This window comes from Hydrogenobacter subterraneus, from assembly GCF_055390195.1.
Genome location: NZ_AP042473.1, coordinates 1,086,865 through 1,112,489 on the forward strand (window position 1 = coordinate 1,086,865; position 25,625 = coordinate 1,112,489).

General features: G+C 45.9%; 23 protein-coding genes, 2 tRNA genes and 2 rRNA genes. 4 read left to right on the forward strand and 23 right to left on the reverse strand.

Features of this window, described 5'->3' with window-relative positions; all coding sequences use genetic code 11:
* Positions 1-31: 31 nt before the first annotated feature.
* The 6 genes from ACZ5GB_RS05920 to mnmA form a co-directional block, all read right to left on the reverse strand.
* Positions 32-2,966: ribosomal RNA gene (locus tag ACZ5GB_RS05920) — 23S ribosomal RNA — on the reverse strand.
* A gap of 41 nt (positions 2,967-3,007) precedes the next feature.
* A tRNA-Ala gene (locus ACZ5GB_RS05925) sits at positions 3,008-3,079 on the reverse strand.
* A 19-nt stretch (positions 3,080-3,098) separates the two neighbouring features.
* Positions 3,099-3,172: transfer RNA gene (locus ACZ5GB_RS05930), tRNA-Ile, on the reverse strand.
* Between the two features lie 68 nt (positions 3,173-3,240).
* Positions 3,241-4,793: ribosomal RNA gene (locus tag ACZ5GB_RS05935) — 16S ribosomal RNA — on the reverse strand.
* Together the 16S and 23S rRNA genes with 2 tRNA genes alongside form the textbook arrangement of a ribosomal RNA operon.
* 360 nt (positions 4,794-5,153) lie before the next feature.
* Positions 5,154-5,879, reverse strand: a complete 726-nt coding sequence (gene rlmB / locus ACZ5GB_RS05940; protein ID WP_464326333.1) for a 23S rRNA (guanosine(2251)-2'-O)-methyltransferase RlmB — start codon at positions 5,877-5,879, stop codon at positions 5,154-5,156.
* A complete protein-coding gene (gene mnmA / locus ACZ5GB_RS05945) occupies positions 5,876-6,925 on the reverse strand; it encodes a tRNA 2-thiouridine(34) synthase MnmA (RefSeq protein ID WP_464326334.1) in 1,050 nt (349 codons plus the stop codon). Before mnmA ends, rlmB begins: the two co-directional genes overlap by 4 nt.
* A 247-nt stretch (positions 6,926-7,172) precedes the next feature.
* Here mnmA and mog point away from each other — a divergent pair, with 247 nt between their 5' ends.
* Entirely contained in the window at positions 7,173-7,703 is a 531-nt protein-coding gene (gene mog, locus ACZ5GB_RS05950) for a molybdopterin adenylyltransferase (protein WP_345803949.1), read from the forward strand.
* 2 nt (positions 7,704-7,705) lie between these two features.
* Here mog and ACZ5GB_RS05955 read toward each other — a convergent pair whose 3' ends face one another.
* The 7 genes from ACZ5GB_RS05955 to secF all read right to left on the reverse strand — a co-directional run bounded on the left by ACZ5GB_RS05955 (position 7,706) and on the right by secF (position 14,780).
* The gene (locus ACZ5GB_RS05955) at positions 7,706-7,948 is read right to left on the reverse strand and encodes a PepSY domain-containing protein (protein WP_464326335.1); all 243 of its coding nucleotides are present in this window, start codon (positions 7,946-7,948) and stop codon (positions 7,706-7,708) included.
* A 12-nt stretch (positions 7,949-7,960) separates the two neighbouring features.
* On the reverse strand, positions 7,961-8,170 hold the full coding sequence (locus ACZ5GB_RS05960; RefSeq protein ID WP_345803947.1) for a DUF3276 family protein: 210 nt from the start codon (positions 8,168-8,170) through the stop codon (positions 7,961-7,963).
* A 56-nt stretch (positions 8,171-8,226) separates the two neighbouring features.
* Positions 8,227-8,736: a thiol peroxidase gene (tpx, locus tag ACZ5GB_RS05965; RefSeq protein WP_345803946.1), complete on the reverse strand. Its 510-nt coding sequence runs from the start codon at positions 8,734-8,736 to the stop codon at positions 8,227-8,229.
* Positions 8,737-8,798: 62 nt separating this feature from the next.
* Entirely contained in the window at positions 8,799-11,357 is a 2,559-nt protein-coding gene (gene ppsA, locus ACZ5GB_RS05970) for a pyruvate, water dikinase (protein WP_464326336.1), read from the reverse strand.
* A gap of 11 nt (positions 11,358-11,368) precedes the next feature.
* Positions 11,369-13,336: a glycine--tRNA ligase subunit beta gene (glyS, locus tag ACZ5GB_RS05975; protein ID WP_464326337.1), complete on the reverse strand. Its 1,968-nt coding sequence runs from the start codon at positions 13,334-13,336 to the stop codon at positions 11,369-11,371.
* 1 nt (position 13,337) lies between these two features.
* A complete protein-coding gene (locus ACZ5GB_RS05980) occupies positions 13,338-13,904 on the reverse strand; it encodes a tetratricopeptide repeat protein (protein ID WP_464326338.1) in 567 nt (188 codons plus the stop codon).
* Between the two features lie 9 nt (positions 13,905-13,913).
* The gene (secF, locus tag ACZ5GB_RS05985) at positions 13,914-14,780 is read right to left on the reverse strand and encodes a protein translocase subunit SecF (RefSeq protein ID WP_464326339.1); all 867 of its coding nucleotides are present in this window, start codon (positions 14,778-14,780) and stop codon (positions 13,914-13,916) included.
* A 15-nt stretch (positions 14,781-14,795) separates the two neighbouring features.
* Here secF and ACZ5GB_RS05990 point away from each other — a divergent pair, with 15 nt between their 5' ends.
* Positions 14,796-16,277 (forward strand): ArnT family glycosyltransferase, encoded by a 1,482-nt coding sequence (locus ACZ5GB_RS05990; protein WP_464326340.1) that lies wholly within the window; start codon positions 14,796-14,798, stop codon positions 16,275-16,277.
* On the opposite strand, the gene ACZ5GB_RS05995 is transcribed toward ACZ5GB_RS05990, so the two are convergent.
* Positions 16,271-17,281: an OmpA family protein gene (locus tag ACZ5GB_RS05995; RefSeq protein WP_464326341.1), complete on the reverse strand. Its 1,011-nt coding sequence runs from the start codon at positions 17,279-17,281 to the stop codon at positions 16,271-16,273. The two genes, ACZ5GB_RS05990 and ACZ5GB_RS05995, sit on opposite strands and share 7 nt — an antisense overlap.
* A 42-nt stretch (positions 17,282-17,323) precedes the next feature.
* Between ACZ5GB_RS05995 and dtd the strand changes: the two genes are divergently transcribed.
* On the forward strand, positions 17,324-17,767 hold the full coding sequence (gene dtd, locus ACZ5GB_RS06000; RefSeq protein ID WP_464326342.1) for a D-aminoacyl-tRNA deacylase: 444 nt from the start codon (positions 17,324-17,326) through the stop codon (positions 17,765-17,767).
* Here the strand turns inward: dtd and ACZ5GB_RS06005 are convergent.
* Genes ACZ5GB_RS06005 through ACZ5GB_RS06045 form a run of 9 tightly spaced genes read right to left on the reverse strand, consistent with a single transcriptional unit; the run spans position 17,764 to position 25,264 of the window.
* Positions 17,764-19,611 (reverse strand): helicase HerA domain-containing protein, encoded by a 1,848-nt coding sequence (locus tag ACZ5GB_RS06005; RefSeq protein WP_464326343.1) that lies wholly within the window; start codon positions 19,609-19,611, stop codon positions 17,764-17,766. The two genes, dtd and ACZ5GB_RS06005, sit on opposite strands and share 4 nt — an antisense overlap.
* Positions 19,608-20,207: a dephospho-CoA kinase gene (gene coaE / locus ACZ5GB_RS06010; protein WP_464326344.1), complete on the reverse strand. Its 600-nt coding sequence runs from the start codon at positions 20,205-20,207 to the stop codon at positions 19,608-19,610. The genes ACZ5GB_RS06005 and coaE overlap by 4 nt, the downstream gene beginning before the upstream one ends.
* A 22-nt stretch (positions 20,208-20,229) precedes the next feature.
* Complete coding sequence (locus ACZ5GB_RS06015; protein WP_464326345.1) at positions 20,230-21,714, reverse strand: proton-conducting transporter transmembrane domain-containing protein; 1,485 nt, start codon at positions 21,712-21,714, stop codon at positions 20,230-20,232.
* Positions 21,715-21,716: 2 nt separating this feature from the next.
* Positions 21,717-23,156 carry a complex I subunit 5 family protein gene (locus ACZ5GB_RS06020; protein ID WP_464326346.1) on the reverse strand — a complete coding sequence of 480 codons (1,440 nt, stop codon included), beginning with the start codon at positions 23,154-23,156 and terminating at the stop codon, positions 21,717-21,719.
* On the reverse strand, positions 23,153-23,425 hold the full coding sequence (locus ACZ5GB_RS06025; RefSeq protein ID WP_345803935.1) for a cation:proton antiporter subunit C: 273 nt from the start codon (positions 23,423-23,425) through the stop codon (positions 23,153-23,155). The genes ACZ5GB_RS06020 and ACZ5GB_RS06025 overlap by 4 nt, the downstream gene beginning before the upstream one ends.
* A complete protein-coding gene (locus ACZ5GB_RS06030) occupies positions 23,422-24,288 on the reverse strand; it encodes a hydrogenase subunit MbhD domain-containing protein (RefSeq protein ID WP_464326347.1) in 867 nt (288 codons plus the stop codon). The genes ACZ5GB_RS06025 and ACZ5GB_RS06030 overlap by 4 nt, the downstream gene beginning before the upstream one ends.
* On the reverse strand, positions 24,281-24,559 hold the full coding sequence (locus ACZ5GB_RS06035) for a cation:proton antiporter (protein ID WP_345803933.1): 279 nt from the start codon (positions 24,557-24,559) through the stop codon (positions 24,281-24,283). The genes ACZ5GB_RS06030 and ACZ5GB_RS06035 overlap by 8 nt, the downstream gene beginning before the upstream one ends.
* Complete coding sequence (locus ACZ5GB_RS06040; RefSeq protein WP_345803932.1) at positions 24,549-24,821, reverse strand: MrpF/PhaF family protein; 273 nt, start codon at positions 24,819-24,821, stop codon at positions 24,549-24,551. Before ACZ5GB_RS06040 ends, ACZ5GB_RS06035 begins: the two co-directional genes overlap by 11 nt.
* Positions 24,818-25,264 carry a Na+/H+ antiporter subunit E gene (locus ACZ5GB_RS06045; protein ID WP_464326348.1) on the reverse strand — a complete coding sequence of 149 codons (447 nt, stop codon included), beginning with the start codon at positions 25,262-25,264 and terminating at the stop codon, positions 24,818-24,820. The genes ACZ5GB_RS06040 and ACZ5GB_RS06045 overlap by 4 nt, the downstream gene beginning before the upstream one ends.
* 108 nt (positions 25,265-25,372) lie before the next feature.
* Here ACZ5GB_RS06045 and ACZ5GB_RS06050 point away from each other — a divergent pair, with 108 nt between their 5' ends.
* The gene (locus ACZ5GB_RS06050; protein ID WP_345803930.1) at positions 25,373-25,621 is read left to right on the forward strand and encodes a c-type cytochrome; all 249 of its coding nucleotides are present in this window, start codon (positions 25,373-25,375) and stop codon (positions 25,619-25,621) included.
* The last annotated feature ends 4 nt before the right edge of the window (positions 25,622-25,625 follow it).

The following is a 25,625-nucleotide window of genomic DNA, read 5'->3' on the forward strand; positions in this document are numbered from 1 at the left end:
TTGGCAACTCAATAGGTTTTCCTTCCTGTGGGTGTGCAAGTCGAACGGGCTATTAGTACAGCTCGGCTACACCCCTTGCGGAGCTTCCACCTGCTGCCTATCAACCTGGTAGTCTTCCAGGGCCCTTCAGGGAGTCCTTATCTTGTGGTGGGCTTCGCACTTAGATGCTTTCAGTGCTTATCCCGTAGCAGGATGGCTACCCGGCGCTACCTCTGGAGAGATAACCGGTACACCAGAGCCTGCCCCGTCCCGGTCCTCTCGTACTAGGGACGGACCCACTCAAGACTCCTGCGCCCGCGGCGGATAGGGACCGAACTGTCTCGCGACGTTCTGAACCCAGCTCGCGTCCCCCTTTAATGGGCGAACAGCCCAACCCTTGGGACCTGCTTCAGCCCCAGGATGGGGGGAGCCGACATCGAGGTACCAAACCTCCCCGTCGATGTGGGCTCTCGGGGGAGATTAGCCTGTTATCCCCGGAGTAGCTTTTATCCGCTGATCACTGGCCCTTCCCCATGGGACCAGTGGGTCACTAGGCCCGGCTTTCGCCTCTGCTCGGCCTGTCGGCCTCACAGTCAGGCACCCTTCTGCCCTTGTACTCTACGGCGGATTTCCGACCCGCCTGAGGGTACCTTTGGACGCCTCCGTTACCTTTTAGGAGGCAGCCGCCCCAGCTAAACTGCCCATCTGACACGGTCCCGGCGGAGGATAACTCCGCTCGGTTAGGGCCTCAGCCTGTCCAGGGTGGTATCTCACCGGCGCCTCCATCCCTCCCGGAGGAGGGACTTCACAGGCTCCCACCTATCCTGCGCAGGACAAGCCAAGGCTCAATGCCAGACTGCAGTGAAGCTTCACGGGGTCTTTCCGTCCTGCCGCGGGTAGCCGGCATCTTGACCGGCATTACAATTTCGCCGGGACTCTCCTCGAGACAGTGCGGCACTCGTTGGGCCATTCATGCAGGTCGGAACTTACCCGACAAGGAATTTCGCTACCTTAGGACCGTCATAGTTACGGCCGGCGTTTACCCGGGCTTCGGTTCGGAGCTTGCACTCCTCCCCTTAACCTACGGGCACTGGCCAGGCTTCAGACCACATACAGCCCCTTACGGGTTTGCGTAGTCCTGTGTTTTTGATAAACAGTCGGCACCGCCCGGTCTCTGCGACCCACAGGAGCTTACGCCGCAAGGGCTTCACTCCCATGGGCCCCCCTTCTACCGAAGGTACGGGGGCAACTTGCCGAGTTCCTTGAGGAGAGTTCCCCCGACGCCTTAGGCTACTAACCCAGCCCACCTGTGTCGGTTTCCGGTACGGGCAGCTGTGCTTCAACGCCAGCGCCGTTGTTTCTCGGCAGTGTGGCGTCAGGAGAGTTACCCCATCGGCTCTCGGAGTATGGGGTGACGGATTTGCCTGCCACCCCCTCCTACTACCTTAGACCACCATTCCATAGGTGGCTCTCCCTAGCCTCCTGCGTCACGACTCTGGCTCCACACAGCTGGCGCGGGAATGTTGACCCGCTTCCCATCGGCTACGCCTTCCGGCCTCACCTTAGGGTCCCGGCTAACTGGCGGATGATTTACATTGCCGCCAAAACCTGGGGCTTCCGGCGGACAGGTTTCTCACCTGTCTTCGCTGCTACTCATGCCAGGATTCTCACTTCCCTGCAGTCCATCCCACCTCGCGGTGAGACTTCGGCCCACAGGGAACGCTCCCCTACCGCTCGCTTACGCGAGCCCGCAGCTTCGGTACCGGGCTTGAGCCCCGCTAAATTTTCGGCGCACGGCCGCTCGGCCGGTCAGCTGTTACGCACTGTTTAAAGGATGGCTGCCTCTAAGCCAACCTCCCAGCTGTCTTAGCAGCCGCACATCCTTCCCCACTTAGCCCGGATTTTGGGACCTTAGCTGGCGGTCTGGGCTGTTTCCCTCTTGTCCACCGGAGCTTATCCCCCGGGGACTGACTGCCCTACTACCTTTCCCGGCATTCGGAGTTTGGCAGGGTTCGGTACCTCTTTCGAGGCCCTAGCCCAACCAGTGGCTCTACCTCCGGGAAGGACCGTAGGACGCTAGGCGTCGACCTATTTCGGGGAGAACGAGCTATCACGGAACGCGATTGGCTTTTCACCGCTACCCACACCTCATCGGACGGTTTTGCAGCACCGACCCGTTCGGGCCTCCAGACGGCGTTACCCGTCCTTCACCCTGGGCATGGGTAGATCGTTCCGCTTCGCGTCTGCCCCCAGCGACTTAACGCCCTATTCGGACTCGCTTTCGCTACGGCTTCGCCTGACGGCTTAACCTCGCCGCTGAGGACAACTCCCTGGCTCATTCTGCAAAAGGCACGCAGTCGGGCCATAAAGACCCTTCCACTGGCTTGTGGATCCGGGGTTTCAGGTTCTATTTCACTCCCCTTCCGGGGTTCTTTTCACCTTTCCCTCGCGGTACTATGCGCTATCGGTCTGCCCGTAGTACTTAGCCTTGGAGGGAGGTCCCCCCTGATTCCCACGACCTTCCACGGGGGCCGTGGTACTTGGGATCATGCACCCAGGAGACTGCTCACCTTTTGCCTACGGGGCTTTCACCCTCTATGGCGGAGCATTCCAGCTCACTTCGGCTAGGTGGCAGTTTTGTAACTCCCTGAGAGGCTGGCGGACCTCTCCGTGCATGTCCCGCAACCCTATGCGGGCTAAGGCCGCCACCATGGCACCCGCATAGTTTGGGCTGGTCCCCTTTCGCTCGCCGCTACTCGGGGAGTCTCGTTTGATTTCCTTTCCTGGGACTACTAGAAGGTTTTACTTCGTCCCGTATTGGCTCCGCTTGCGCGGATGACAGGGCTCAACGCCCTGCCGGGTTTCCCCATTCGGGCATCCGGGCCTCACAGGCTCTTTGCGCCTCCACCCGGCTTATCGCAGCTTAGCACGCCCTTCATCCCCTCGGGCAGCCAAGGCATCCACCCCGGACCCTTACTAACTTGCACACCCACAAGGAAGGAAAACCTATTCAGTTGCCAAGATAACGTGGAGATGGTGGGATTTGAACCCACGACCTCCTGCTTGCAAAGCAGGCGCTCTCCCGCTGAGCTACATCCCCTTGGACCTGCCCCAGATAATGGGCCTCGGTGGACTTGAACCACCGACCTTGCCCTTATCAGGGGCACGCTCTAACCGACTGAGCTAGAGGCCCAAAGGAAAAGGCAGCTCAATAAGGAGGAAGGGCTCCTGAAAGTTTATCCTTAGAGTTTGCTCCGTTATAAAGGAGGTGATCCAGCCGCAGGTTCCCCTACGGCTACCTTGTTACGACTTCGCCCCAGTTGCCAGCCTTCCCATCGTCCTCTGCCTCCCTTGCGGGTTAGCCCGAGGGCTTCCGGGAAGACTGACTTCCGTGGCGTGACGGGCGGTGTGTGCAAGGCCCGAGAACGTATTCACGGCGGCCTAGCTGATCCGCCATTACTACCGATTCCGGCTTCATGAGGGCGAGTTTCAGCCCTCAATCTGCACCATGACCGGGTTTGAGGATTTGCTCCCCATTTCTGGATCGCTTCCCATTGTCCCGGCCACTGTAGCGCCTGTGTCGCCCCGGGCATAAAGGGCATACTGACCTGACGTCATCCCCACCTTCCTCCGGCTTATCGCCGGCAGTCCCCTTAGAGTGCCCTCCGTAGAGTGGCAACTAAGGGCAGGGGTTGCGCTCGTTGCGGGACTTAACCCAACATCTCACGACACGAGCTGACGACGGCCATGCACCACCTGTGATGGGATTCCGTCCAGAGGACGGCACCCTCCGCTTTCGCAGAGGTTTCCCATCATGTCAAGCCCGGGTAAGGTTTTTCGGTTAGCATCGAATTGAACCAGACGCTCCACCGGTTGTGCGGGCCCCCGCCAATTCCTTTGAGTTTCAGGCTTGCGCCCGTACTCCCCAGGCGGGGCGCTTAACGCGTTAGCTGAGACACCGCCCTTACGGACGACGTCTAGCGCCCATGGTTTACGGCTGGGACTACCCGGGTATCTAATCCGGTTTGCTCCCCCAGCTTTCGTCCCTGACCGTCAGAACAGCCCCAGCAGGCTGCCTTCGCCTTCGGTGTTCCTCCCGATATCTACGCATTTCACCGCTACACCGGGAATTCCGCCTGCCTGAGCGTGCCTCAAGATGGGCAGTTCGGTACGCCTTTCCACCGTTGAGCGGTGGGCTTTGACGAACCGCTTACCCATCCGGCTGCGGACGCTTTACGCCCAGTGAATTCGCGCAACGCTCGGGACCTACGTATTACCGCGGCTGCTGGCACGTAGTTAGCCGTCCCTTCCTCTGGGGGTACCGTCACCCACAGAGATTATTCACCTCTGTGAGCATCTTCCCCCCTGACAGGAGTTTACACCCCGAAGGGCTTCTTCCTCCACGCGGCGTCGCGGGGTCAGGCTTTCGCCCATTGCCCACGATTCCCCACTGCTGCCCCCCGTAGGGGTGTGGGCCGTGTCTCAGTCCCACTGTGGCCGGACACCCTCTCAGGCCGGCTACCCGTCATAGGCTTGGTAGGCCGTTACCCCACCAACTACCTGATGGGCCGCGAGCCCCTCCTCAGGCGGTAGCATGCAGAGCAGAGGCCACCTTTGGTCAGCCACCTTAGTGGTGACTGACATTATAGGGTATTAGCCCCCCTTTCGGAGGGTTATCCCCTTCCTGAGGGCAGGTTACTCACGTGTTACTCACCCGTTTGCCGCTGAGGTGCCAAAAGGCACCTCCGCACGACTTGCATGTGTTAGGCACGCCGCCAGCGTTCGCGCTGAGCCAGGATCAAACTCTTCAGAAAAACCCCCAGTTTTAGGAGCCCTTCCTCCTTATTCAGTTGCCAAGCTGTCAAGGGCTTTCAAACCCTTTCCAATTTTCTTACAGACTTATTATTATAATCCAACTTTTTCACTTTGTCAAGTGTTTTTTACACGGGGTTTATTCCAACCCCGAACTTAGAACAATCTTTCATTATATTTCAAATTTTCGGATTTGTCAAGCCCTTTGTTTATTCATCTCTCAATATGACAAGGGACCTGTGGCCCCTCAACCGCATACAGGTTATTTATTATACACCAATTTTTCTTTTTGTCAACCCATTTTTTTCACGGGACCCATCTGGCCCCGACTGGACCTATCTAATGCCTAATTAATTATATCCTTATTTTTGGAGCTTGTCAAGTTTTTTTATAACAGCATGCCACATGGCTATGGCGCCTGCGGAGGAAACGTTAAGAGAGTTAATCTTTCCAACCATAGGAATGGATACCACCGCGTCCGCTATCTCCATAAGGCTTTTTGATACTCCTTCTCCTTCGGAGCCAAGCACAAGGGCACATCCTGTTGGAAAGTCAAAATCTCTTATATCTTTGCCCCCCCTCTCTACTACCACGATCCAGCCACCCATATCTTTAAAAGTTTTTAAAGACTTTGATAGGCTCCCCACCTTTGAAAGCATAAGATAAAAGACAGCTCCGGCGGAAGCCTTTACCACAGTCTCGTTTATGGGGCAGGACCTATCCTTTGGCATGATAGCGCCCACGCCACCAAAGACCTCGCAGGTCCTTAAAAGGTTTCCTACGTTTTGTGGGTCTGTAATATGGTCAAGCACTAAGAAGAAAGAACCAACCTCTAAGGTCTTTTTGAAAAGAATATAAGGCTCCACATACTCTATTGGGCTGAGTATGGCGAGGATGCCTTGTGTTTTCTTTGTTCCAGAAAGCTCTTCTATTTTTTGCCTTGGCACTTTTTGTATCTTTATGCCTTTTTCTTTGCAAAGCTTTATAACCTGATGGGGTGGATGTGAATCATGGGCCACAAGCACTTTCTCTACGGACCTTCCAGAACGCAAAGCCTCTATCACAGGATTTTTACCATAAACTATCATGATTTTATTATGCCACCACCAAGCAGAATATCACTTTCGTAGAAGGCGCAAACCTGTCCTGGTGTAATGCCCCTTACGGGCTTTTCAAACCTGATTATATAACCCTCTTGAGTTTTTTCAATATCCTTTACCACCACAGGCTCGTTCCTATACCTTATCTGTGCCTTGGGATTCTCCCAAAGGTTTAGGTCAAGATGAAGGTTTATATCTTCCAATAGAAGCCAATCTCTATAAAGGTCTTCTTCCTTGCAAAGATACACTATGTTATTCTCCGCATCCACACCACAGACATACACGGGAAAGCCCAAGGCTACACCAAGTCCCTTTCTTTGCCCTATTGTGTAGTGGAAAAAGCCCCTGTGCCTGCCTACGGGCTTCCCATCAAAGTAAAAATAACCTTCCTTAGACCCAGTCCTCTCTTCTATAAACTCACCGGGTTCTTTCCCCATCAAAAAACATACATCCTGAGAGTCCCTTTTGTCCCACACAGGCAGGCCATTTTCTTTTGCTATCCTTCTTACCTCTTCCTTTGTTAAATCTCCCAAAGGAAATTCTAAAAGCTCCAAGTGTTCCCTTTTTACAAGGCTTAGAAAGTAGGACTGGTCCCTTTTTATGTCCCTTGCCCTTCCTATAAGCCTTTTGCCTTTGTATTCTACAAACTTAGCATAATGGCCCGTGGCAAGCTTATCTATGTCTGCCACCTTTCTTAAGTATTGGGCAAGGAAGCCTGTTTTTACCTCCCTGTTGCATACGGCGCATGGGTTGGGCGTTTTTCCAGAAAGGGACTCTTTTAAAAAGTAATTTATAACCCTTTCTTCAAATATATTTTCCCAGCTTAAGGTTATGTGGGGTATGCCAAGATATTCGGAAACCCTTGCCGCATCCTTTACATCCTCTGGAGAACAGCAAACTCTTAGGTCTTCTGTGGAACATGCAACTTGGTGAAACCTTAAGGTTACACCTATTACCTCTTGTGCAAGCTCTTTCATAAGAAGGGCACAGACGCTACTGTCTACACCCCCGCTCATGCCAACAGCCACTCTCATAAGAGAATAATTTAGGTGAAAAAACGCTGGGTGAGGAATTTCGTCCTTTGTAGTAGCAAGTTTTAAACCTGCCGGATTATAAAGCATCAGGCAAATTCAAGACCAGTAGATTTTTTATTAGTGGCACGGCATGCCGTGCTTCTACATTTCTTGTCTCATTTATTTTTTTTAACAAAAAGGTATAATGGCATCACCTTTGCTTAATTAATTTCTCACACGGCGTGTAAAACCCTATAATATTAAAACCATGGAGAAGGCAAAGATAGGCGTGCTAACCATATCCGATAGGGCAAGCAGGGGAGAGTATGAGGACATAAGCGGTAAATACATCATAGAGTATTTAAACGAGGTTTTAACCTCTCCCTTTGAGGTGGTATACCGAATAATTCCAGATGAGCAAGACCTTATAGAGGGTGCCCTCATTCATATGGCCGATGTGGAGGGATGTTGCCTTATTTTGACCACGGGCGGAACTGGCCCTGCACCCAGGGATGTAACTCCAGAGGCAACCATGAACGTATGCCAGAAAATTCTTCCGGGCTTTGGGGAGCTTATGAGGGCTGTATCTTTAAAACAGGTGCCTACGGCCATCCTGTCCCGTCAAACGGCAGGTATAAGGAACAAAACCCTTATCATAAACCTACCGGGCAAGCCTCAATCTATAAAGGTTTGCCTTGATGCTGTCTTCCCAGCGGTGCCTTACTGCATAGACCTCATAGGTGGTCCCTATCTTACCACCGATGAAAGCAAAATAAGGGCCTTTAGGCCCTCTAAATAAACCTACCTTTTCCTGTAAAACCTAAGCAGTTTCCCATCCCTTGCGTCTATAAGGGCTGTGCCTTCCGTTCCTCTAATCCGGTAGTAGCATTCACCGGTCTTTTTATTTTGCGATAGCTGTGAAGACTGCACCGTGCCTACATACTGCTTGGCGTGGTTTATGGCTTGTTCTATGCTTATCACATTTCCACACTCAATAGCAAAGCTAAGGGTTATGGCAAAAAGTAAAATAGACAATAGCTTCATCCTCCTACCCCCTTATCTTTCTTTCATCTTATCCACCGCCTCCTTTAAAAGGGATACAAACTCTTCCACTCTGTCTTCAAAGATCATAAGCCTGTTGCGCTTGTCATCCTTCTGCTCTGTTATCACCAGATAGGTTGAGCCATCCCTGCCTTTTTTTACGTCAAAATAATAGGTTCTTTTACCAGCCCTTAAGGTTTTTGAGTATAGCCTTTGCCTTTCCACAGTATAACCACCTCCCTTTTTTATAAAGCAAAGGGGGCAAAAGCCCCCAAAGCCTTTTACAAGAGTTCTTTTACCTTTGCAACCACCTCGTCGTAGTTTGGCTCTTGTGTTATCTCTGGCACAAGTTGTATGTAGGCTATTTTACCTTGCTTATCCACAACAAAAACAGCCCTTGCAAGGATGCCCTTGAGGGCTCCTTCGGATATTAGCACTCCATACTTTTCCATATCCCTATAGCGAAAGTCGGAAGCTACTACCACATTGCCTATGTTAAAGCTTTCGCAGAACCTCTTCTCCGCAAAGGGTAGGTCCATGGATACCACATATACCTCTGCGCCCTCTATTCCAGCCATAAGCTCGTTAAACTTCTTTGTTTCTGTTTCACAGACGGGTGTGTCAAGGGATGGAACAGTAACTATAACCTGCACCTTATCCTTTTGTCCTCCTATGGCTATCTCTTGCAGGTCTTTGGTGACCACATAGGCCACTGGGGCAGGGTCTCCCACATTCAAAGTTGGTCCACAAAGGGCCACAGGATTGCCCTTAAGATTTACAGTTTGTGCCATGATAAAACCTCCTTTTTGAGTTTTTGGCTATTTTAAAAGCTTTTTGCATCTCAATCCATGATTTATATCACCGCCTCTTTTAGCCTGCCTTCGGCCTCTGCCACCACCAGCATGGTCTTTAGCACAGAGTCGGGGTTTAGGGATATGCTGTCAATTCCTTGTTCTACCAAGAAGACGGCAAAGTCTGGGAAGTCGGAAGGTCCCTGACCGCATATGCCTACCTTTTTACCCTTCTCCTTGGCAGTTTGTATAAGATGAGCTATAAACCTCTTTACCGCCTCGTTCCTCTCATCATAAAGATGGGCCACAAGGCCCGAGTCTCTGTCAAGGCCCAAGGTAAGCTGGGTAAGGTCGTTGGAGCCTATGGAAAAACCGTCAAAGATCTCCGCAAACTTGTCCGCAAGGATCACATTGCTTGGAAGCTCTGCCATCACATAAACTTCCAAGCCGTTTTCTCCCTTCTTAAGTCCATACTCCTCCATAACCTTTAGGACCCTTTCTCCCTCTTCTGGCGTTCTGCAGAAAGGCACCATAACCTTTGTGTTGGTAAGTCCCATCTTGTTCCTAACCCTTAAGATTGCTTGGCATTCAAGGCCAAAGGCCTGCTTGTATACATCCGAGTAATATCTGGAGGCACCCCTCCAGCCAAGCATAGGGTTTTCTTCCTCTGGCTCAAAAAGCTCGCCACCTATCAAGCCTCTGTATTCGTTAGACTTAAAGTCGGAAAACCTCACTATAACAGGATTTGGGTAAAAGGCGGAGGATATTTTGGCAATACCGTAGGAAAGCTTTTTAACAAAGTATTGAGCCTTGTCCTCATAGCCAAAGGTGAGGTTTTCTATGTCTTCTATTAGCTTTTGGAGATTTATCTGCTTTCTGTCTTTGCCTTTTGCAAGCTTTTCAGAGAGAGGTGGCTTGGCATACCTGTATATGGTTGCCATATTCACATTACCCCTATCATCCAAAAGGCCCTGAACCCTTAGGTCTTCGTATAGCTTCTTTATCTCCTCATAATGCAAAAGTGCCAAGGGATGTATCTTTATGTAGTTGGCTATGATAAACTCCTCTCTGGCAAGGCCCACACCATCGTTTGGAATGGATGAATACTTAAAGGCAGATTCTGGATTTCCCACATTCATCATAATTTTGGTATTGGTCCTTGGAAGGTTCTCAAGGTTTATTTCCTCCACCTGATAAGGCACATAGCCCTCATAAACATAACCTATTTCTCCTTCTGCGCAGGAGAGTGTCACCTCCATACCTGTTTTGAGTATTTCTGTGGCCTTGTGTGTGCCTACCACTGCTGGAATGCCAAGCTCCCTCGCCACTATGGCGGCGTGGGCTGTTCTTCCTCCCCTGTTGGTTATTATGCCAGAAGCCTTCTTCATTATAGGCTCCCAGTCTGGGTCCGTTATGTCGGTAACCAGTATTTCTCCCTCTTGAAATTGTCCTGCATCCTTTAAGTCGTGTATGACCCTTACCTTTCCGTGGGCTATCTTGTCCCCTACCGCTATACCATACACTATTCTCTTTTTTATTCTCTCTTCCAGTGGCTCGGTAAACTTATAAACCCTTAGGATATTTTCTTCTTTCCTTGAATGGACGGTTTCGGGCCTTGCTTGCACTATGAAAAGCTGGTTGAGGACCCCATCCTTTGCCCACTCTATATCCATGGGCATCCATCTTCCGTTTTTCTTTGAATAGTATTCCTCCACAAGAATGCCCCACCTTGCCAGTTGGAGTATCTCATCGTCGGAAAGGGCAAACTGTTTTTGCTCTTGCAAAGGCACGTTTACGATCTTTACCCTCTCTTGGCCCACTCCGTAGACCATCTTCCTGTCTTTCCTTCCAAGCTTTTTCTCTATTATGGCCGAGTATCCTGCTTGCAATGTGGGCTTGAAAACCATATACTCATCGGGTGTTACCATGCCTTGCACAAGGAGTTCTCCAAGGCCATAGGAGGCGTTTATGACCACCACATCCTTAAAGCCCGATTCTGTGTCTATGGTGAACATAACCCCAGAGGCACCCAAATCAGACCTTACCATCTTTTGAACGCCCATGGCTATGCCCACCTTAAAGTGGTCAAAGCCAAAGGATTCCCTGTAGGATATGGCCCTATCGGTAAAGAGGGAGGCAAAGCCGTTTTTTACAGCCGTAAGCACGTTTTCTGCACCAACCACGTTAAGGTAGGTCTCTTGCTGTCCCGCAAAGGAGGCATGGGGTAGGTCTTCCGCCGTTGCAGAGGAACGCACGGCCACATCCACGGCAAAGGAGCCATAACGTTCGGAAAGTTTTTGATAATACTCCTTTATTCCTTCCTCTATTTCTTTTGGAAAGTCTCCACCCTTTATAAGCTCCCTTACTTGATGGCCTCTTCTGGCAAGGTCCTCCACATTGTTTGGGTCAAGGCCCTTTAATATCTTTTTTATTTCCTCCTCCAGATTGTTATACCTTATAAACTCATAGTAGCTCTCAGAAGTTACCACAAAGCCGTATGGCACGTTTACACCAAGGGAAGAGAGGTTCCTTATCATCTCACCCAAAGAAGCATTTTTGCCCCCCACCAAGGGTATATCCTCAATGCCCACCTCATCTAACCAGACTAAATACTTCTTCATGCCTTACCTCCTTAGCTTATTACCTTGCTAAAGTCTGCAAACTTGTTAAAAAGCCTTTTTATTCTAAAAAGCAAGGCAAGCCTGTTTCTTCTTATATTCTCATCTGGGTCCATAACAAGGACCTTATCAAAGAAATCGTCAATGGTTTTTTTCAAAGAAGATAGGGCAAGCAGGTCTCCTGTAGCTTCTAAGGCTTTAAAGGATCGCCAAAGGGCTTTTTCTTCCTCCTCCTTAAAAAGATTTTCTTCTACCCTATCATCCCCCCAATTGGAAGGTAATATCCTTACCACCCTTCTGTATGCCTCCACTATATTTTTAAATTCTTCCTCTTCCTTTAAACTGGCAAGTCTTTTTACCTCTTTTATAACCTCATAGGGTCTAAGCGGGTCTTTTACTTCAAGAACTGCCCTAACCAGGTCATAGCCATAAGGCTCAAGGTAGGCAGAAAGCCTTGCTTTCAAAAACTCCTCAAGCTCCGGTGGTATACTTTCCATAACTTCCCTAAGGTTTATATCCCAATTGAAGGCATCCAATACTGCATATATACCATAGGCCAACCTTCTTATGCCATAGGGGTCCGAGCTACCTTTGGGGATCTCTCCAACGGCCATTAAAGTGTTTATGCTATCCAGCTTATCCGCCACAGATAACACAGCAGATACTTCATTGGATGGTAGTGTATCTCCTGGCTTTACAGGAAGGTAATGTTCATAGAGGGCAAGGGCTACCTCTGGGTCCTCTCCTTGTTTTAAGGCGTATATGTAACCCATATAGCCCTGAAGTTCATCCAGTTCTCTTACCATCTGGGTAAGAAGGTCCGCCTTGCAAAGGTAGCTTGCCCTTTCTATCTTTTTCCTTTTGTCCTCTGGAAGCTTGAGTATATCCGCAATCTTGAGGGCAAGGGCGCCAACCCTTCCAACCTTTTCCAACATACTGCCTGCCTTTGGATGAAAGACTACACCAGAAAGGTCCTTTACAAGTTCTTCAAGGGGTCTTTTTAGGTCCTCCCTATAGAAGAAAAGGGCATCCTCAAGTCTTGCCCTTATGACCTTTTCATAACCTTTTACAATAACTCCATCCTTTGGGTAGTTGTTGCTTATGGCTATAAAGTATGGAAGGAGTTTTTCATCCTTTTCTACACAGAAGAACCTTTGATGATGGGCCAGCACGGTCATTATTACCTTTTGGGGAAGCTCAAGGTATTTCTCCTCAAACTTTCCTACCACTGCAAAGGGGAATTCTACAAGGTTTGCCACTTCCTCCTCCAAACCCTCTGGGTAAAGTGGCCTTCCTCCCAAGGCGTAGGCCTCATCTTTAAGAAAGGCCAATACCATACCGAGCCTTTCTTTGTAGTCTGCTACCACGTAGTTGTCTTTGAGAACATTCAAGTAATCTCTTGGATTTTTAATTTCTATTGGTCCTGAGGAAAGTAATCGGTGGCCGTAGGTTATATTGCTGGCCTTTACCCTTCCAAAGGACAGGGGTAACATCTCTTCGCCATATAGGGCGCATATCCACCTTATAGGCCTTGAAAACCTAAGGCTTGAACTATCCCATCTCATACTCTTTGGGAAAGGCACCGATTGAAGTATTTCCTCAAAGGATTGGGAAAGCTTTTCTATGGGTGTGTCCTCCTTATAAACTCTTTTTATGGCCACGTATGTGCCTTCCCCCTTTTGCAGATGCACCACTTCTTCAAGGCTTGCAGAGTTCCTTTCAAGAAAGGCAAGAAGGGCCTTTGTGGGCTTTCCTTCCTCGTAGGCCACCTTTACGGGAGGTCCCCAAAGAACCTCTTCCTTCTCCAGAGCCTTGTTTTCAAAGTTTTCAACAAAGAAGGCAAGCCTCCTGGGCGTTGAATAGGTTTTTATGTCTTGTCTTCCCAATATCTGAGAAAACCTTTCCTTTAAATATTCCACCGCTTGTAATATCACTCCTGCTGGAAGCTCTTCCGTTCCTATCTCTATGAGAAGGTCCTTCATCTTACCTACCCATAAGCATCATGGCTTGAGCCATGTTAGAAAAATAGGTGTTTGGGCTTTTTTCCATTACTTTGGATAACAGCTCTTGAGCCTCTTTGTTTTTACCTTCCTTTTTGAGTATCTGAGCCTTTAAAAGCATGGCGCTAACATAGTTAAAGTCCTTTTCTCCTATGTTTTCCGACTCCTTTAAAGCTTCTTGCAGTTTGCCCTGTTTAAAAAGGTAATAGGCATACCTTTCCCTATAAAGGGCAAGAAGGTCCTTGTCCTTTAAACTTTCAAGGATTTCTTTTAGCACCTTACCCTCGTCTATCTTTTCTTCTGAGTTCTCCGCAATGTATAGCTCATAAGACAAAAGCAATGGTTTAAAAGGCCCGGCCGATTCCTCCTTTTTTATAAGCTCCAAGGCCTTGGAGTAGTTGCCCGTTTGGATTAGTTTGCTTATTTCATGCTCCTTATATGCCAGCTTTTCAAGCTTATCCTTTTTGTATTTGTCCCAAAAAAGGAACCCTCCCACCAAAAGCAAGATTACAGCTATAAGGCTACCAACCCTTAAAACTATATCTTTCATCACTAAAAATTATACACTACCCCTTAGCTCTGGTCTTAGCCTGCTCTTTACATCAAAAACTATGGCGCTTGCCACGAAGATGGAGGATAGAGTTCCCACAAAGATGCCCACCACAAAGGCAAACATGATGTTGGAAAGGGCGGGACCACCAAAGAGAAAAAGTGCAAGGGATACCACAAGCGTAGTTAAAGAGGTCATGAGGGTTCTGGCAAGTGTTTGGTTTATGGACAGGTCAATAAGGTCCTTAAAAGGCGTGCCTTTTCTCAGGCGTAGGTTCTCCCTTATCCTGTCAAAGACCACCACCGTATCGGATACAGAATAGCCAGCCACTATAAGAAGGGAAGCCACCACATCAAGGTTTACCTCCCTATAGGTCAAGGAATAGGCACCTACCACTATGAGAACGTCATGCACAAGGGCCAGTATGGCACCAAAGGCCCAAAGAGGCTCAAACCTGTAGCCAAGGTATAAGAGTATACCCCCTATGGCTACCAAGATGGACCATATGGCCTTTTGTCTTAGTTCCGAGGTTATAATACCGCCGATGCTTTCCGACCTTATAAGCTGGTAAGGAGAAAGCTCCTTTAAGCCTTCAAGGGCCTTCTCTGTGGGTTCTCCAAGCCTTAGCTTAATAAGGGTGGTGCCTTGGGCTGTATCTTGAACTTGAAAGTGTGAATATCCAAGGCTTTCAAGCTTTTTTCTTACCTCTGCTATACTTACCTTCTTTTCAAACTTTACCTCCAAAAGGCTACCGCCGGTAAAATCAAGGCCAAGGTTTAGGCCTCTGTAGAAAAGGGAAAAGAGGCTCAAAAGCAGAAGTATTATGGATATAACATAGGCATAGTACCTTAGGCTCATAAAGGGGATGCTTTTCATGGTTATAATTGTAGCATGGTTTATTTGCTTGTGGCTTTGGTGCCTTTGCTTTATCTTTTAAACCTTGGCTACTTTCAAGTTTGGTCTCCCAATGAGGCCTTCTATGCGGATGCTACAAGGGCCATGGTTCAAAGTGGGAACTTTATAGACCCTTATTACAACGGAGAACTTAGACTAAACAAGCCTCCTATGACCTATTGGCTTGTGGCTATAGGCTACTACCTTTTGAGTATAAACGAGTGGGGCCTAAGGCTTATGCATGCCCTTTTGGGCCTTATGACAGGAATAATCACTTTCCTTATAGCAAAGGAAATAACAGGAAACTACAAGATAGGCCTTTTTAGCTTTCTCATGCTTACCCTTTCTGTGCAGTTCTTTGCCAATTCTCAGTATGCCTCTCCAGAGGTTCCTTTTACCTTCTTTATAACCCTAAGCCTATACCTTTGGTTTATCTCTTACAAGAGGAAAAGCCTTCTTTTGCTCTTCTTTGCATTCCTTTCCTCCTCTTGTGCCATGCTTGTAAAAGGTCCTGCAGGCTTTCTACTGCCTGCTGGCATAGTCTTCCTTTATCTACTCTTTACGGACCCAAAGGAGCTTTTAAAGCTTAAGTATTACATATTTACTGCAATCTCTTTGGTCCTTGGCCTCTGGTGGCACGTTTATGAGCTTTTGACAAAGGGCCACACCTTTTGGGAGGTCTTCTACAGGGAAAACTTTAAACGAGTTTATGATGGGAAAGACCCCTTTTACTTTTACCTTCTTGACCTCAATGTAAGCTTTTTGCCCTACTCCTTCCTTTTCTTTTTTGCCTTCCTTTGGGTGGTGTTAAAGATTAAAAGGGAATACGCCTTTCCTATGGTTTGGTTCCTATTTGTCTACGGCATTTTTAGCCTTGTGGCTCAAAAGATCCCTGTTTATGTGCTTCCTGCCTTTCCTGCCCTCGCCATTATGACCTCTGGCTTTATCCTATCCCAAGACTGGGAGAGATTAAAAAGGTATGCCATTCTTTTACTCCTTAGTCTTATATCCATAGCCTTAGCCGTTGGTATCTTCCTCTTCTCCTTGCCTTTTGCCTTCCTTTTAATTATCCCTCTTCCCTTCTTACTTTTCTTAAAGGACCATAGACTCTCGCCAGCCTTGGCTGGCATGATGTTTATTGTTCTCTTAAAGTTTGGGCTTTTGACAGATTTGGAAGAAAAAAGAAAGGTAAAAGAACTTGGAGAGTTTATAAAAAAGCTTGACCCTAAGAGTGCTATGCCCGTGTATGAAGTGGGACATTTCCACCATAGCCTACCTTTTTACGCAGAAAGGAAGATAATAAGGGACAAAGAACCACAAAAGGGGTCCATAGTGGTTTATAAAAGTGGCACCTTTGAAAAATGTAATCCCATAAAAAGCCTTAGACTCTATACAGGTTCGGAAAGCAGGCTTTTTAAATTCCTAATGGATGCCCGCAAAAACAAAAACTTTGAGGAATTTTTTGTATGCCTTTATTGACCGGGCACCTGTATAACTATGAAATCCGCTCTCCTGTTGGTAAACCTGCCTATGGGCGTTTTGTTGTCCGCTATATACCTCTCTTTCCCAAAGCCTACTACCTCTATCCTGTCCTCTGAAATTCCAGCCTTTACAAGGTAATCCTTTACTGCCTTTGCCCTGCTTAGGGCGAGCTTATCGTTATAAGCCTTTGAACCTACATCGTCCGTATAGCCCTCTATCCTAACTCTCACGTTGGGGTTTTCCTTTAGAACTTTGACTACTTCGTTTAGAAGGGGGATGTATTCCCTTTTTATACTGTGTTTGTTAAAGTCAAAATGCACCCTTGCGGACACCTTTAATGGCTCTTCCCTTGGCTTTGGAGCCTCCGGCGTTGGCTGGGCTATTTCTTCCTGTTTTGTTTGCAGTTCAGCCTTTGCTTGCTCGGGCACATAGGCCTTGCCAGTATAGCATTCAAGCCTTTCTTCCTTTGCCACATTTACCTTTTCAATTGCTAAGCCAAGGTCTGCAAAGGCCTTATTGTAGAAATCCACAAGGTTGGTGGGGTTTGGTTCAGGCTTGGAAAGTTCATAAGAAAGGGCCTCGTAAAAAGCCTCTGCCCTTGCAAGCTCCACGGGTGCGCAGTTTAGTCCTCTATTTTCTCTTACATAACTAAGCTTTGAATTAAGGCTTTCTACATCAATGGTGGACAAGCTTCCAGCCTTTACAAAGCTTATCTCATCCAGCTCTTCCCTTCCAGAAAGGGCCTTTGAAAGTGAGCTAAAGCTTTTTACCATAAAAAGCTTTGAACCAACCTCATCCATACCAGAGGCTAATATGTATGCCACTTCTTTATTGGCCCTTGCCTTTTCAAAATGGTAGGGGTCTGCCTGGTCCACTTTCTTCTCTTTTGCCAACTCAATACTTCTTTGCATCTGATTAATACCGTCAAGAAGTCTTATATTAGAAAGGTCCTCTGCGAAAACTACCATGGAGCTAAGGAGTATAAGGCCAAACCTTTTCATATTTCCCTCCTTTCTATATTCTACAATAAAATTTTTTAAGCCATGAGGGCAGTGTTGCAAAGGGTAAAGGAATCAAAGGTGTATGTGGATGGAAAGGAGGTGGCAAGCATTGGCATTGGTCTTAACATACTCCTTGGTGTGGGCGTGGGGGACAAGGAAGAGGATGTGGACAAGCTTGTAGAAAAGATAATAAATCTACGTATATTTGAGGATGATTCTGGAAAGTTTAACCTATCCTTGCTTGATATAAAAGGCTCTGCCTTAGTGGTCTCCCAGTTTACCCTTTATGCCAATACAAAAAAGGGAAGGAGACCCAGCTTTGAGCTTGCAGAAAGGCCAGAAAGGGCAAAAGAGCTTTATGAGCTTTTTGTGGAAAAGATGTCTAAGTATGTGCCAACCCAGTGTGGCATCTTTGGTGCCATGATGGATGTTTATATACTAAACTGGGGACCGGTGACAATAATCCTTGACAGCAAAGAGCTTTAAAGCTGGATTTCTACAAGCATGCTAAAGGGAACGCCTATGCCACTTAAGAAAAGATGGCCAGGCTTGAGGGTTGGCAAAAGCCTAAGCTGGTCCTCTTGGGGGTATTCAAAGAATTGAGAGACTGCCTCTATATCGTTTTGGGTGATAAGCCTAAAGAGGGCTTGGGTGTTTAACTGAGATAACACATACTTGCTTAGGTTTGCTGGCCTTTGGGAGACTGCCACAAGTCCAAGGGAAAACTTCCTTCCTTCCAAAGCTATCTTCTTTGTCATGTTTATGGCAAGGTTCTCCCTGCCTGTAGGTACCTCTGTGGCACCCCTTTCTGGTGCAAAGTTGTGGGCCTCTTCTAAGACTATTAGTCTTCTTTCTGGCTTTAACCTTGCCATAGAAAGTATTTCTCTTAGCAGGAGGCCCACAAGGTTTAGCCTTGCGGACATATTTACCATATCCTTTAGGTCCACTATGATGATCTCTTTATCCGAACTTAGGGCCTCCTCCAGAAGTTTGAAAACCTTTGGCTGGTTTTCAAGGACTTCTTCTCCAAGCTCTCTGATTACCATCTCAATCACATCAAGCACATCCCTCCTTAACCCACCCTTTGAAGCCTCAAGGAGTATATCTTTCAAAGTTTTTTCTCTGTAGGCAGATAGGCTCATGCTTGGCTTTAGCTGGCTTCTTATGTGAGCCAAAAAACTTCTCTCTTCCTCGCTCCTTTCTTGAAGCACAAAGCCATAATCTCTAAAAAGTTCCTTTATATCCTCCGTCCAAAGGGGAAGAAGAGTGTATGGTAGCTTTGCATGATGAACCCTTTTTAGGTCAAGCTTATTAATGTATTCACCAAAGAGGTCAAAGATGATAACCTTACAGCTATTTGGTGGAATGGCGGATACGAGCCTTGACACAAAGGTAGTTTTCCCAGACCCCGTGGTTCCAAGGACTGCCATATGCATGGAAGTGAGCTTTGCAAGGTCTATATAAACGTCCACATCCTTTCCAAGCAGACTTCCAACCCTGAGGGGTATGTCCATAGAATAGCCCGAAAGGTTTGTCTTCATTATCTTTTGAAGGTCCGGCTCTTTTTCCCTCACAGGAAGGAGCTGGTCGCCCAGTGAAAGGCTCCTTAGAGGAGTGCCAAAGTATCCTTCCTTTTCACCTCTTAGCTCAAGAAGAACCTTAACCTTTCCCATGTAGCCACCAGATCTTAATAAGGAGGTCCTAAGGTGGGCCAAAAGCCATAGCTTATCTTTGTAAAAACTCTCCTGTATACCAAAGGACTGGCTTTGTGTATAAACCTTAGTAATCTTACAAAGAAGCTTGTAGTCTTCCTTTTCAACCCATAAGAAGGACTGTTCTGGTATATTCTCAAAAAGAAGGGCTGTTGCTTCCGTAGAAGATTCAACAGAAATAACCACAGCCAAAGCATCCTTAAGTAGCTTTACAGATTGCCTTTTGAAGTCTTCAAAAAGCTCGGAGAACCTTTTTACATCCTCACCTTCAATGAGGACCATGGCCTCAAGGTTTCCCTCCTCCCGCATACCCGCACCGGTTAAGTTGGCAGAGCCTACAAGAGCCAAAAGGTCATCCACTATTACAAGCTTTGCATGAAGTCTATCGCTAATATAAACATCCGCTCCAAACTTATTCAAGGTTCTAAAGGTCCCTTCTCCAGTGATGGCTAAATCTTTTAGCTCTTGAGACCTAAGTATTACTTCAATCTTTATACCCTTTGGTAAAACTTCTAAAAGCTTTTCCAGAAGACATTCTTCAATCCATGGAGAGGCTATCTTTAAGCTCTTCCTTGCCCCAGCTACCCTCTCTTTTAACGTCTCAAAAAGCTCTTTCATTCAAAATCCGACCATAGTTTGAAAATATTTATCAACTCAGATGCCCTTCTCCTTAGGTCTTCCATGCTTCCTCTGTTATCCACTATAAAGTTGGCATACCTTAACTTTTCCTCTGGTGCCATCTGGTATCTCCATCTTCTTTCAAAGTCCTCAGGGCTGTATCCAGCCTTTATTGCCCTTAATTTGCATGTTTCATATGGTGCATAGACCAAAACAGTTGCATGATAATTCTTATACGTGCCCTTTTCAATAAGCAAACTGGCCTCTACCACCACCACGCTATTTGATGGCAACTTTTCAAACTCTTCTTCCAGCTTTCCGTAGAGTGCTTCGTGGGTTATATCCTCCAATATTCTTAGCTTTTCCTTGTTCTCAAAGACCACGCCAGCCAATTTTTTCCTATCAATGTTTCCTGCCTCATCCAATATCTCTTTACCAAAGGCTTCTACCACCTTCTTATAAACTTCTCCCTTTTCTTCGTAAAACTGTCTTATTATGCTATCTGCGTCAAAGACATAAAAACCTGCCTCTTGGAAAATCTTCCCTACCGTTGATTTGCCAGAAGCCAAGTTCCCTGTAAGAGCTATTTTTATCATGGAAAATATTTTAAAACAGTCTCTATCCCCCGTATTCTCTACTGGCTATATACCTTATCCATTTTAATGGGCTTATGGGACCTTCTGGAAATATGCCAAAGAAAAGGGTAAGAAAAGCCGTTATTAAGGGAGGTATGAGCATAAGAGGATTTACCTCTAATTTTCTTCCTTTTACTTCCTCTTTACTTTTACCAAACCAAGCTTTAAAGACTATGGGAATAAGATAAAGGGTGCTTAGGATAGAGCTAATATAGAAAACGTAAACAGCCCACTCTTCCCCCGCACTTTTAGCTCCAGCTTCCAAATATTTCTTTGTTAAATATCCAGCAGTCATTGGCACGCCTATGAGGCCAAGGGATGCTATGGTAAAAGCAAGAGTGGTAAGGGGCATTCTTCTACCAACTCCGTCCAACTCCTTAAATTTATGCACATCATATTTTTCTGCGTAATTACCCAGGCACATAAAAAGGGTTATCTTCATTATGCCGTGATTAACAAGATGCAAAAGGGCACCCATGGTAGAAAGCTGCCCAGGCAATAAAACACCCAGAATTATATAGGATATGTGGCTTATGGTAGAATAAGCTAACCTTTTCTTTAACTCCTCCTGAAATATGGCCATGGATGAACCAAAAAGTATGGTAAAGGCCGTAAGGTAAGCCAATGGTTGCCACAGATTCATACTTTGTACCAAATCAACACCATAGAGTTCATACACAAGCCTAACAATACCAAAAGCTCCCGCCTTTACTACAGCAACAGCATGCAGTAGAGCACTTACGGGAGCAGGGGCTACCATAGCCTTAGTTAACCATTGATGTAATGGAAAAACTGCAGACTTTACAGCCATTGCAAAGAAAAAGCCATAGAAGAGGAGCTTAGCCATAAGAGAGTTTTCCATGGCCCAATTTTTTACCTTTGGATTTCCTCCTGTATAAAAGTTGCCATCTCCCACAAACACATAAAGGAGAACAAGACATAGCATAAAGAGGGAGCCACCGAGAATGGTATAAAGGAGATAAATCCCGCCAGCTTTTAAAGCTTTTGATGTGCTTCTATGCACTACCAATGGATAAGTGCTAAGTGTAAGAAGCTCATAGAATAGAAAAAAAGTAAATATATTGCCTGCAAGAGCTATACCCATAGTAGAGGTAACTGCAAGATTAAAGAAGGTAAAAAACCTTCTTCTACTGGGAGATCCTTCAAGATATCCTATGGCATATATAGTAGTAAGGAGCCAAAGAAAAGAGGATAAACTAACAAAAAGAAGAGCGAGGGGGTCTATTCTTAGATAAAAATCTGCAAAGGGTACAATAGGATAGCGTATTTCAAAGGTAATTCCCTTGTATACACTCCATATAAGGTAAGAAATAACAAATAGTTTATAAACAGCGGCTACAACATTTACCAAACTTCTTAGAAATACTCTCTCCTCCTTAAGTAAGCTTATAATGATGCTTGCAAAAAAGGAGCTCAGTAATAAGCTTAAAACCGCCAACTTTTCCATGTTTATCCCCTTGCAATTCCTTCAAGTAAAAAGCCTGTTATCATTCCAGAAGAAAAGGCTAAAAAGCCAAGCAAGAAGGCAGATATCTCCATAAGCTGTGGTATTGGCTTATCGTAAAATTTGGTAGGATGAGAGGAAAAGCACTCTTTCCAAATGGGATACACGTACAAGCTTGCAAGCAAACTCCCCAAAAGCATTATTCCACCATGAAGGAAAAAGCCAAGCTTGATAGAAAGCTCCAGAAAGAGAAACTTAGCCACAAAGCCTGCACTTAAAGGAAGGCCTATCAAAGTAGCACCAGAAAAGAAGAGGGCAAAGAAGGTGAATGGATGGCTATGAGCAAAGCCAGGCATGTATGAAAGCTCATCCCTTTTTGCCACGTATATAGCATTCCCAGAAGATAGGAACATGCTTGCCTTTGCAAGAGCATGGGAAAAGACTTGAAGAGCAAAAGCCTGCAGCACAGCTTCCTTAAGTATTTCTCCGTGGTAATATAGGGGGACCATAATGAAAAGATAACCCATCTGGGCAACGGTAGAATAAGCCAAGAGCCTTTTTATAGTCTTTTGTCTTATAGCATAGTAGGATCCTATAAAGATAGCCAGCGCACCCATTATGCTTAAAACTATACTAAGATACTCAAGGCTTTTATCCTTAGGCAAAACCTCCATCCAAAGTCTTAGCATAAGGTATGCAGGTGGCTTTATCACTAAGGAAGATAAAAGGGCGCTTGCGGGTGCCACCGTGCTTGAATGAGCTGGGGGTAGCCAAAAGTGGAAGGGTAAGAGGGCAGATTTTATAGCAAGGGCTATGGTTATGGGAAAAAGGGCATAGATAAACTCTTGAGTGTCAGAAAGCTTTTGCGATAGTAAGCTCATACTAAGCACACCATAGTTGGCATAGAGCATGGCAATGCCAAGCAGGTAAAACATAGAGGCAAGTATGGAAAGGAAAAGGTAGTTTAAAGATGCTTTTATGGCTTTTTTGTAGCCAGGAAGGGCAACCAGGATAACAGCGGTAAGAGAAAGCACCTCAAGGGCAACGTACAGGTTAAAAAGGTCTTCAGATAGGAAAAAGGCGTTCAAACCAGCCCACAGAAAGAAGAAGAAAAACCAAAAGAACCTACCTTGTCTTTTATACTCTACGTTAAAGAAGCTAATAGAGTAGAGGGCTACAAAAAGGCTAACGATTCCAATCATAAGCAGGAAAAAACCGCTAAGGCCATCTAAACGGAGACCTATGCCTAAGGGTGGGGTCCATCCACCTATCCATTGATAAAGAGGTGTGTTATCCCTTAAAGTGTAAAGGAAAGAATATACAGACAACAGGAAGGAAAGGAGGCTAAAGGCTAAGGCTATGTAAACCCTAATAGGGCTTATAAGGGAAAAAATGGATGCCAAAGAGGGAAGGACTATCAAATAGCCCAAATCAAAGGAGATCATTCCTCCTCCTTGTTAAGGTGTAGTATTAGTGAGACGGCTATGGCAGTTGCACTCACGGCTACCACTATACCGGTCAATACAAGGGCATGAGGCACAGGGTCTGGGCTTTCTGTATTGGTATTTTTTGCAGTAGTTATAAAGAAAAGGAACACTCCAGAACCAAGTATGTTTAAGGCTATAAGGCGCTTTACATAATTCCTTGCCACTATAAAGTGATAGAGGCTTATAATCACAAGAAGAATAGCCAAAATGTAGTAAAACCATATCATAGTTTACCACTGTAGGCAGTGTATAGAAGAAAGGCTGTAGATATCCATATGGAGAGTTCAATAATCATTATAGAAATGGTAGAAAGTTCAAGGGGATAGGTAAAAAAGCCATAGCCCAAAAGGGCATACAATAGTCCAATCAAGGAGAAAACACCCAAGCCAGCCATCATAAAGATGTATATTATTGAAGCTTTTAAAGGTAAGGCTTGGCCAGCCAAGGCAAAAAGCACAAGACCACCAGCGAGTAAAGCACCACCTTGAAAGGCACCACCTACAGAGAAGGTTCCAAGGTAGGTAATGTATAAGGAGAAGAAAACTATAAAGGGCAATAAAAGCCTTGAAAAACCTTTCAAAAGTGGATTATCCCAGTAATAAGCCTCCCTTTTTAGACCAAGAGATAAAAGGCCGAATATAGCCAAAGTAATAACACCCACTTCAAGCAAGGTATCATAGCCTCTAAAGTTAAGAAGGACGGCATTTACCGCGCTATCCACACCACTCTTATGTAGGTTTTCAAAGACAAGACTGGCAATCCTATCTTGTCTTTCTATAGTGGTAAGGTGAAAAAGCATAAAGATGAGAATTAAAAAGGAGATAAAGCCAGCCCAAAGTCTGGTAAAGGTAAAAGCTTTAAGATCTTTTTGCTTTGAACCTTTCACAAGCTTGAAGATTAAAAGGCCCGTTATGGCAGAACCAAGTATGATCTCCACCAAGGCTACATCTGGAGCCTCAAGGCGCACCCATATTAGACCACTCAAAAAGCCAAAGATTATGAAAAACACCCCACTTTTCATCGTATCTTTGCTGTGTAAAGAGAGAAGAGCTGAGATAAAAAGCATAAGGCCCAAAGCCAAGTCAAGCATATCTTTTTTTCCTGTTTGCCAAAGCATAACCAACAAGGGCGCTGTAGGAGATGACTAAAAGCCACACAAGGAGTAGCTTTATCCAATGGGATAAAAGGTCTGTGGATAATATACAGGATAGGACGATAAAACCAAAGCCAAGTACATCGGCTTTTGTAAGAGCATGAAGCCTGCTGTAGGTATCTTTTAACCTTATAAGACCTATACTGCCAGCAAGTAAAAAGATAGCACCTATAAACATAAAGGCTATGGAAAGGATTTCAAATGCCATCCTTAGACTTCCCTAAAATTATTATAGCAAAGGCAACGCCAACCACGCCTGCAAGAAGGGCAAAACCAAGGGCTAAATTTATGTAGTAAGCCTCTTTTGTAATCTTAAAAAAGGCAAGGAGTAAAGCAGTGCCACCCGTACCAAGCAGTAAAGAAGCCATCATACTATCCACCAACTCTGGACCTCTAAAAACCCTTACAAGTCCAAGCAGGAGGTTTAACATAAGCAAAAACAATAGAAGACCGTATACAAAATCCATCATGTAAATATTTTATCTATAAGGCTTTCCATATACTTGAGCTTTTCCTCATCGTAGCTGTTTTTGTCAAGGGTGTGTATCAAAATAGTATCCTCTCCTATTTCAACAGAAAGAGTGCCGGGTGTTAGGTTTATTACCATAGAAAGTAGGAATTTTACTACTTGCTTGTTTGTGTTTAACTTATAAATAACAAAGCCTGGGTCTACCAGAAGCTTGGGGCTTAGCACCCTTCTTGCCACATCCAAACCACTTAAGAAAGATTGACCTAAGAAATAAAAGAAAAACTTTGCAATGGCAAGAAGGTTTATAGAAGGAAGGTACAGATTTAAAAGTCTATGGACTAATAGGGTGAAAATAATAGCGATAACGCCAAAGAAAAGAGCCTTTTTTTCAAAGCCTGCTATAATAAGCCACATAAGTGTATAGAATAGGATAAATGAGAACATAGCTATATTTTACCGAAATAAGGAATTAAACATTCAAGCTATTATGTTCGCTTAGCTATCTTGCAATTATTGACGGTTATTCTATCTTTCTTTTGTAAGGAGGGTACTATGATAAAGCTAATCCTTTCCACACTTTTAATAAATCTGGCCCTTGCAAGCGACGGAGAGGTCATATTCAAAAACTTTTGTATGAGGTGCCACACAGAAAAAGACAAAAAACCACTTAGCTACCTAAAGGAAAAGTATAGAGGCAAGCCGGAGGCCGTTATGGAGCTTGCTAAAAGATGTCCATGGGGTAGAGGCCTTTCAAACATGGAGATAGAGATCGTAAGCAAGTGGTTGGCAGGTAAGGAATAAAAAG

Coding starts and splice junctions, on each gene's coding strand:
- rlmB (WP_464326333.1), bottom strand. CDS start 5,879: ATGATAGTTTATGGTAAAAATCCTGTGATAGAGGCTTTGCGTTCTGGA.
- mnmA (WP_464326334.1), bottom strand. CDS start 6,925: ATGAGAGTGGCTGTTGGCATGAGCGGGGGTGTAGACAGTAGCGTCTGT.
- mog (WP_345803949.1), top strand. CDS start 7,173: ATGGAGAAGGCAAAGATAGGCGTGCTAACCATATCCGATAGGGCAAGC.
- ACZ5GB_RS05955 (WP_464326335.1), bottom strand. CDS start 7,948: ATGAAGCTATTGTCTATTTTACTTTTTGCCATAACCCTTAGCTTTGCT.
- tpx (WP_345803946.1), bottom strand. CDS start 8,736: ATGGCACAAACTGTAAATCTTAAGGGCAATCCTGTGGCCCTTTGTGGA.
- ppsA (WP_464326336.1), bottom strand. CDS start 11,357: ATGAAGAAGTATTTAGTCTGGTTAGATGAGGTGGGCATTGAGGATATA.
- glyS (WP_464326337.1), bottom strand. CDS start 13,336: ATGAAGGACCTTCTCATAGAGATAGGAACGGAAGAGCTTCCAGCAGGA.
- ACZ5GB_RS05980 (WP_464326338.1), bottom strand. CDS start 13,904: ATGAAAGATATAGTTTTAAGGGTTGGTAGCCTTATAGCTGTAATCTTG.
- secF (WP_464326339.1), bottom strand. CDS start 14,780: ATGAAAAGCATCCCCTTTATGAGCCTAAGGTACTATGCCTATGTTATA.
- ACZ5GB_RS05990 (WP_464326340.1), top strand. CDS start 14,796: ATGGTTTATTTGCTTGTGGCTTTGGTGCCTTTGCTTTATCTTTTAAAC.
- ACZ5GB_RS05995 (WP_464326341.1), bottom strand. CDS start 17,281: ATGAAAAGGTTTGGCCTTATACTCCTTAGCTCCATGGTAGTTTTCGCA.
- dtd (WP_464326342.1), top strand. CDS start 17,324: ATGAGGGCAGTGTTGCAAAGGGTAAAGGAATCAAAGGTGTATGTGGAT.
- ACZ5GB_RS06005 (WP_464326343.1), bottom strand. CDS start 19,611: ATGAAAGAGCTTTTTGAGACGTTAAAAGAGAGGGTAGCTGGGGCAAGG.
- coaE (WP_464326344.1), bottom strand. CDS start 20,207: ATGATAAAAATAGCTCTTACAGGGAACTTGGCTTCTGGCAAATCAACG.
- ACZ5GB_RS06015 (WP_464326345.1), bottom strand. CDS start 21,714: ATGGAAAAGTTGGCGGTTTTAAGCTTATTACTGAGCTCCTTTTTTGCA.
- ACZ5GB_RS06020 (WP_464326346.1), bottom strand. CDS start 23,156: ATGATCTCCTTTGATTTGGGCTATTTGATAGTCCTTCCCTCTTTGGCA.
- ACZ5GB_RS06025 (WP_345803935.1), bottom strand. CDS start 23,425: ATGATATGGTTTTACTACATTTTGGCTATTCTTCTTGTGATTATAAGC.
- ACZ5GB_RS06030 (WP_464326347.1), bottom strand. CDS start 24,288: ATGCTTGACTTGGCTTTGGGCCTTATGCTTTTTATCTCAGCTCTTCTC.
- ACZ5GB_RS06035 (WP_345803933.1), bottom strand. CDS start 24,559: ATGGCATTTGAAATCCTTTCCATAGCCTTTATGTTTATAGGTGCTATC.
- ACZ5GB_RS06040 (WP_345803932.1), bottom strand. CDS start 24,821: ATGATGGATTTTGTATACGGTCTTCTATTGTTTTTGCTTATGTTAAAC.
- ACZ5GB_RS06045 (WP_464326348.1), bottom strand. CDS start 25,264: ATGTTCTCATTTATCCTATTCTATACACTTATGTGGCTTATTATAGCA.
- ACZ5GB_RS06050 (WP_345803930.1), top strand. CDS start 25,373: ATGATAAAGCTAATCCTTTCCACACTTTTAATAAATCTGGCCCTTGCA.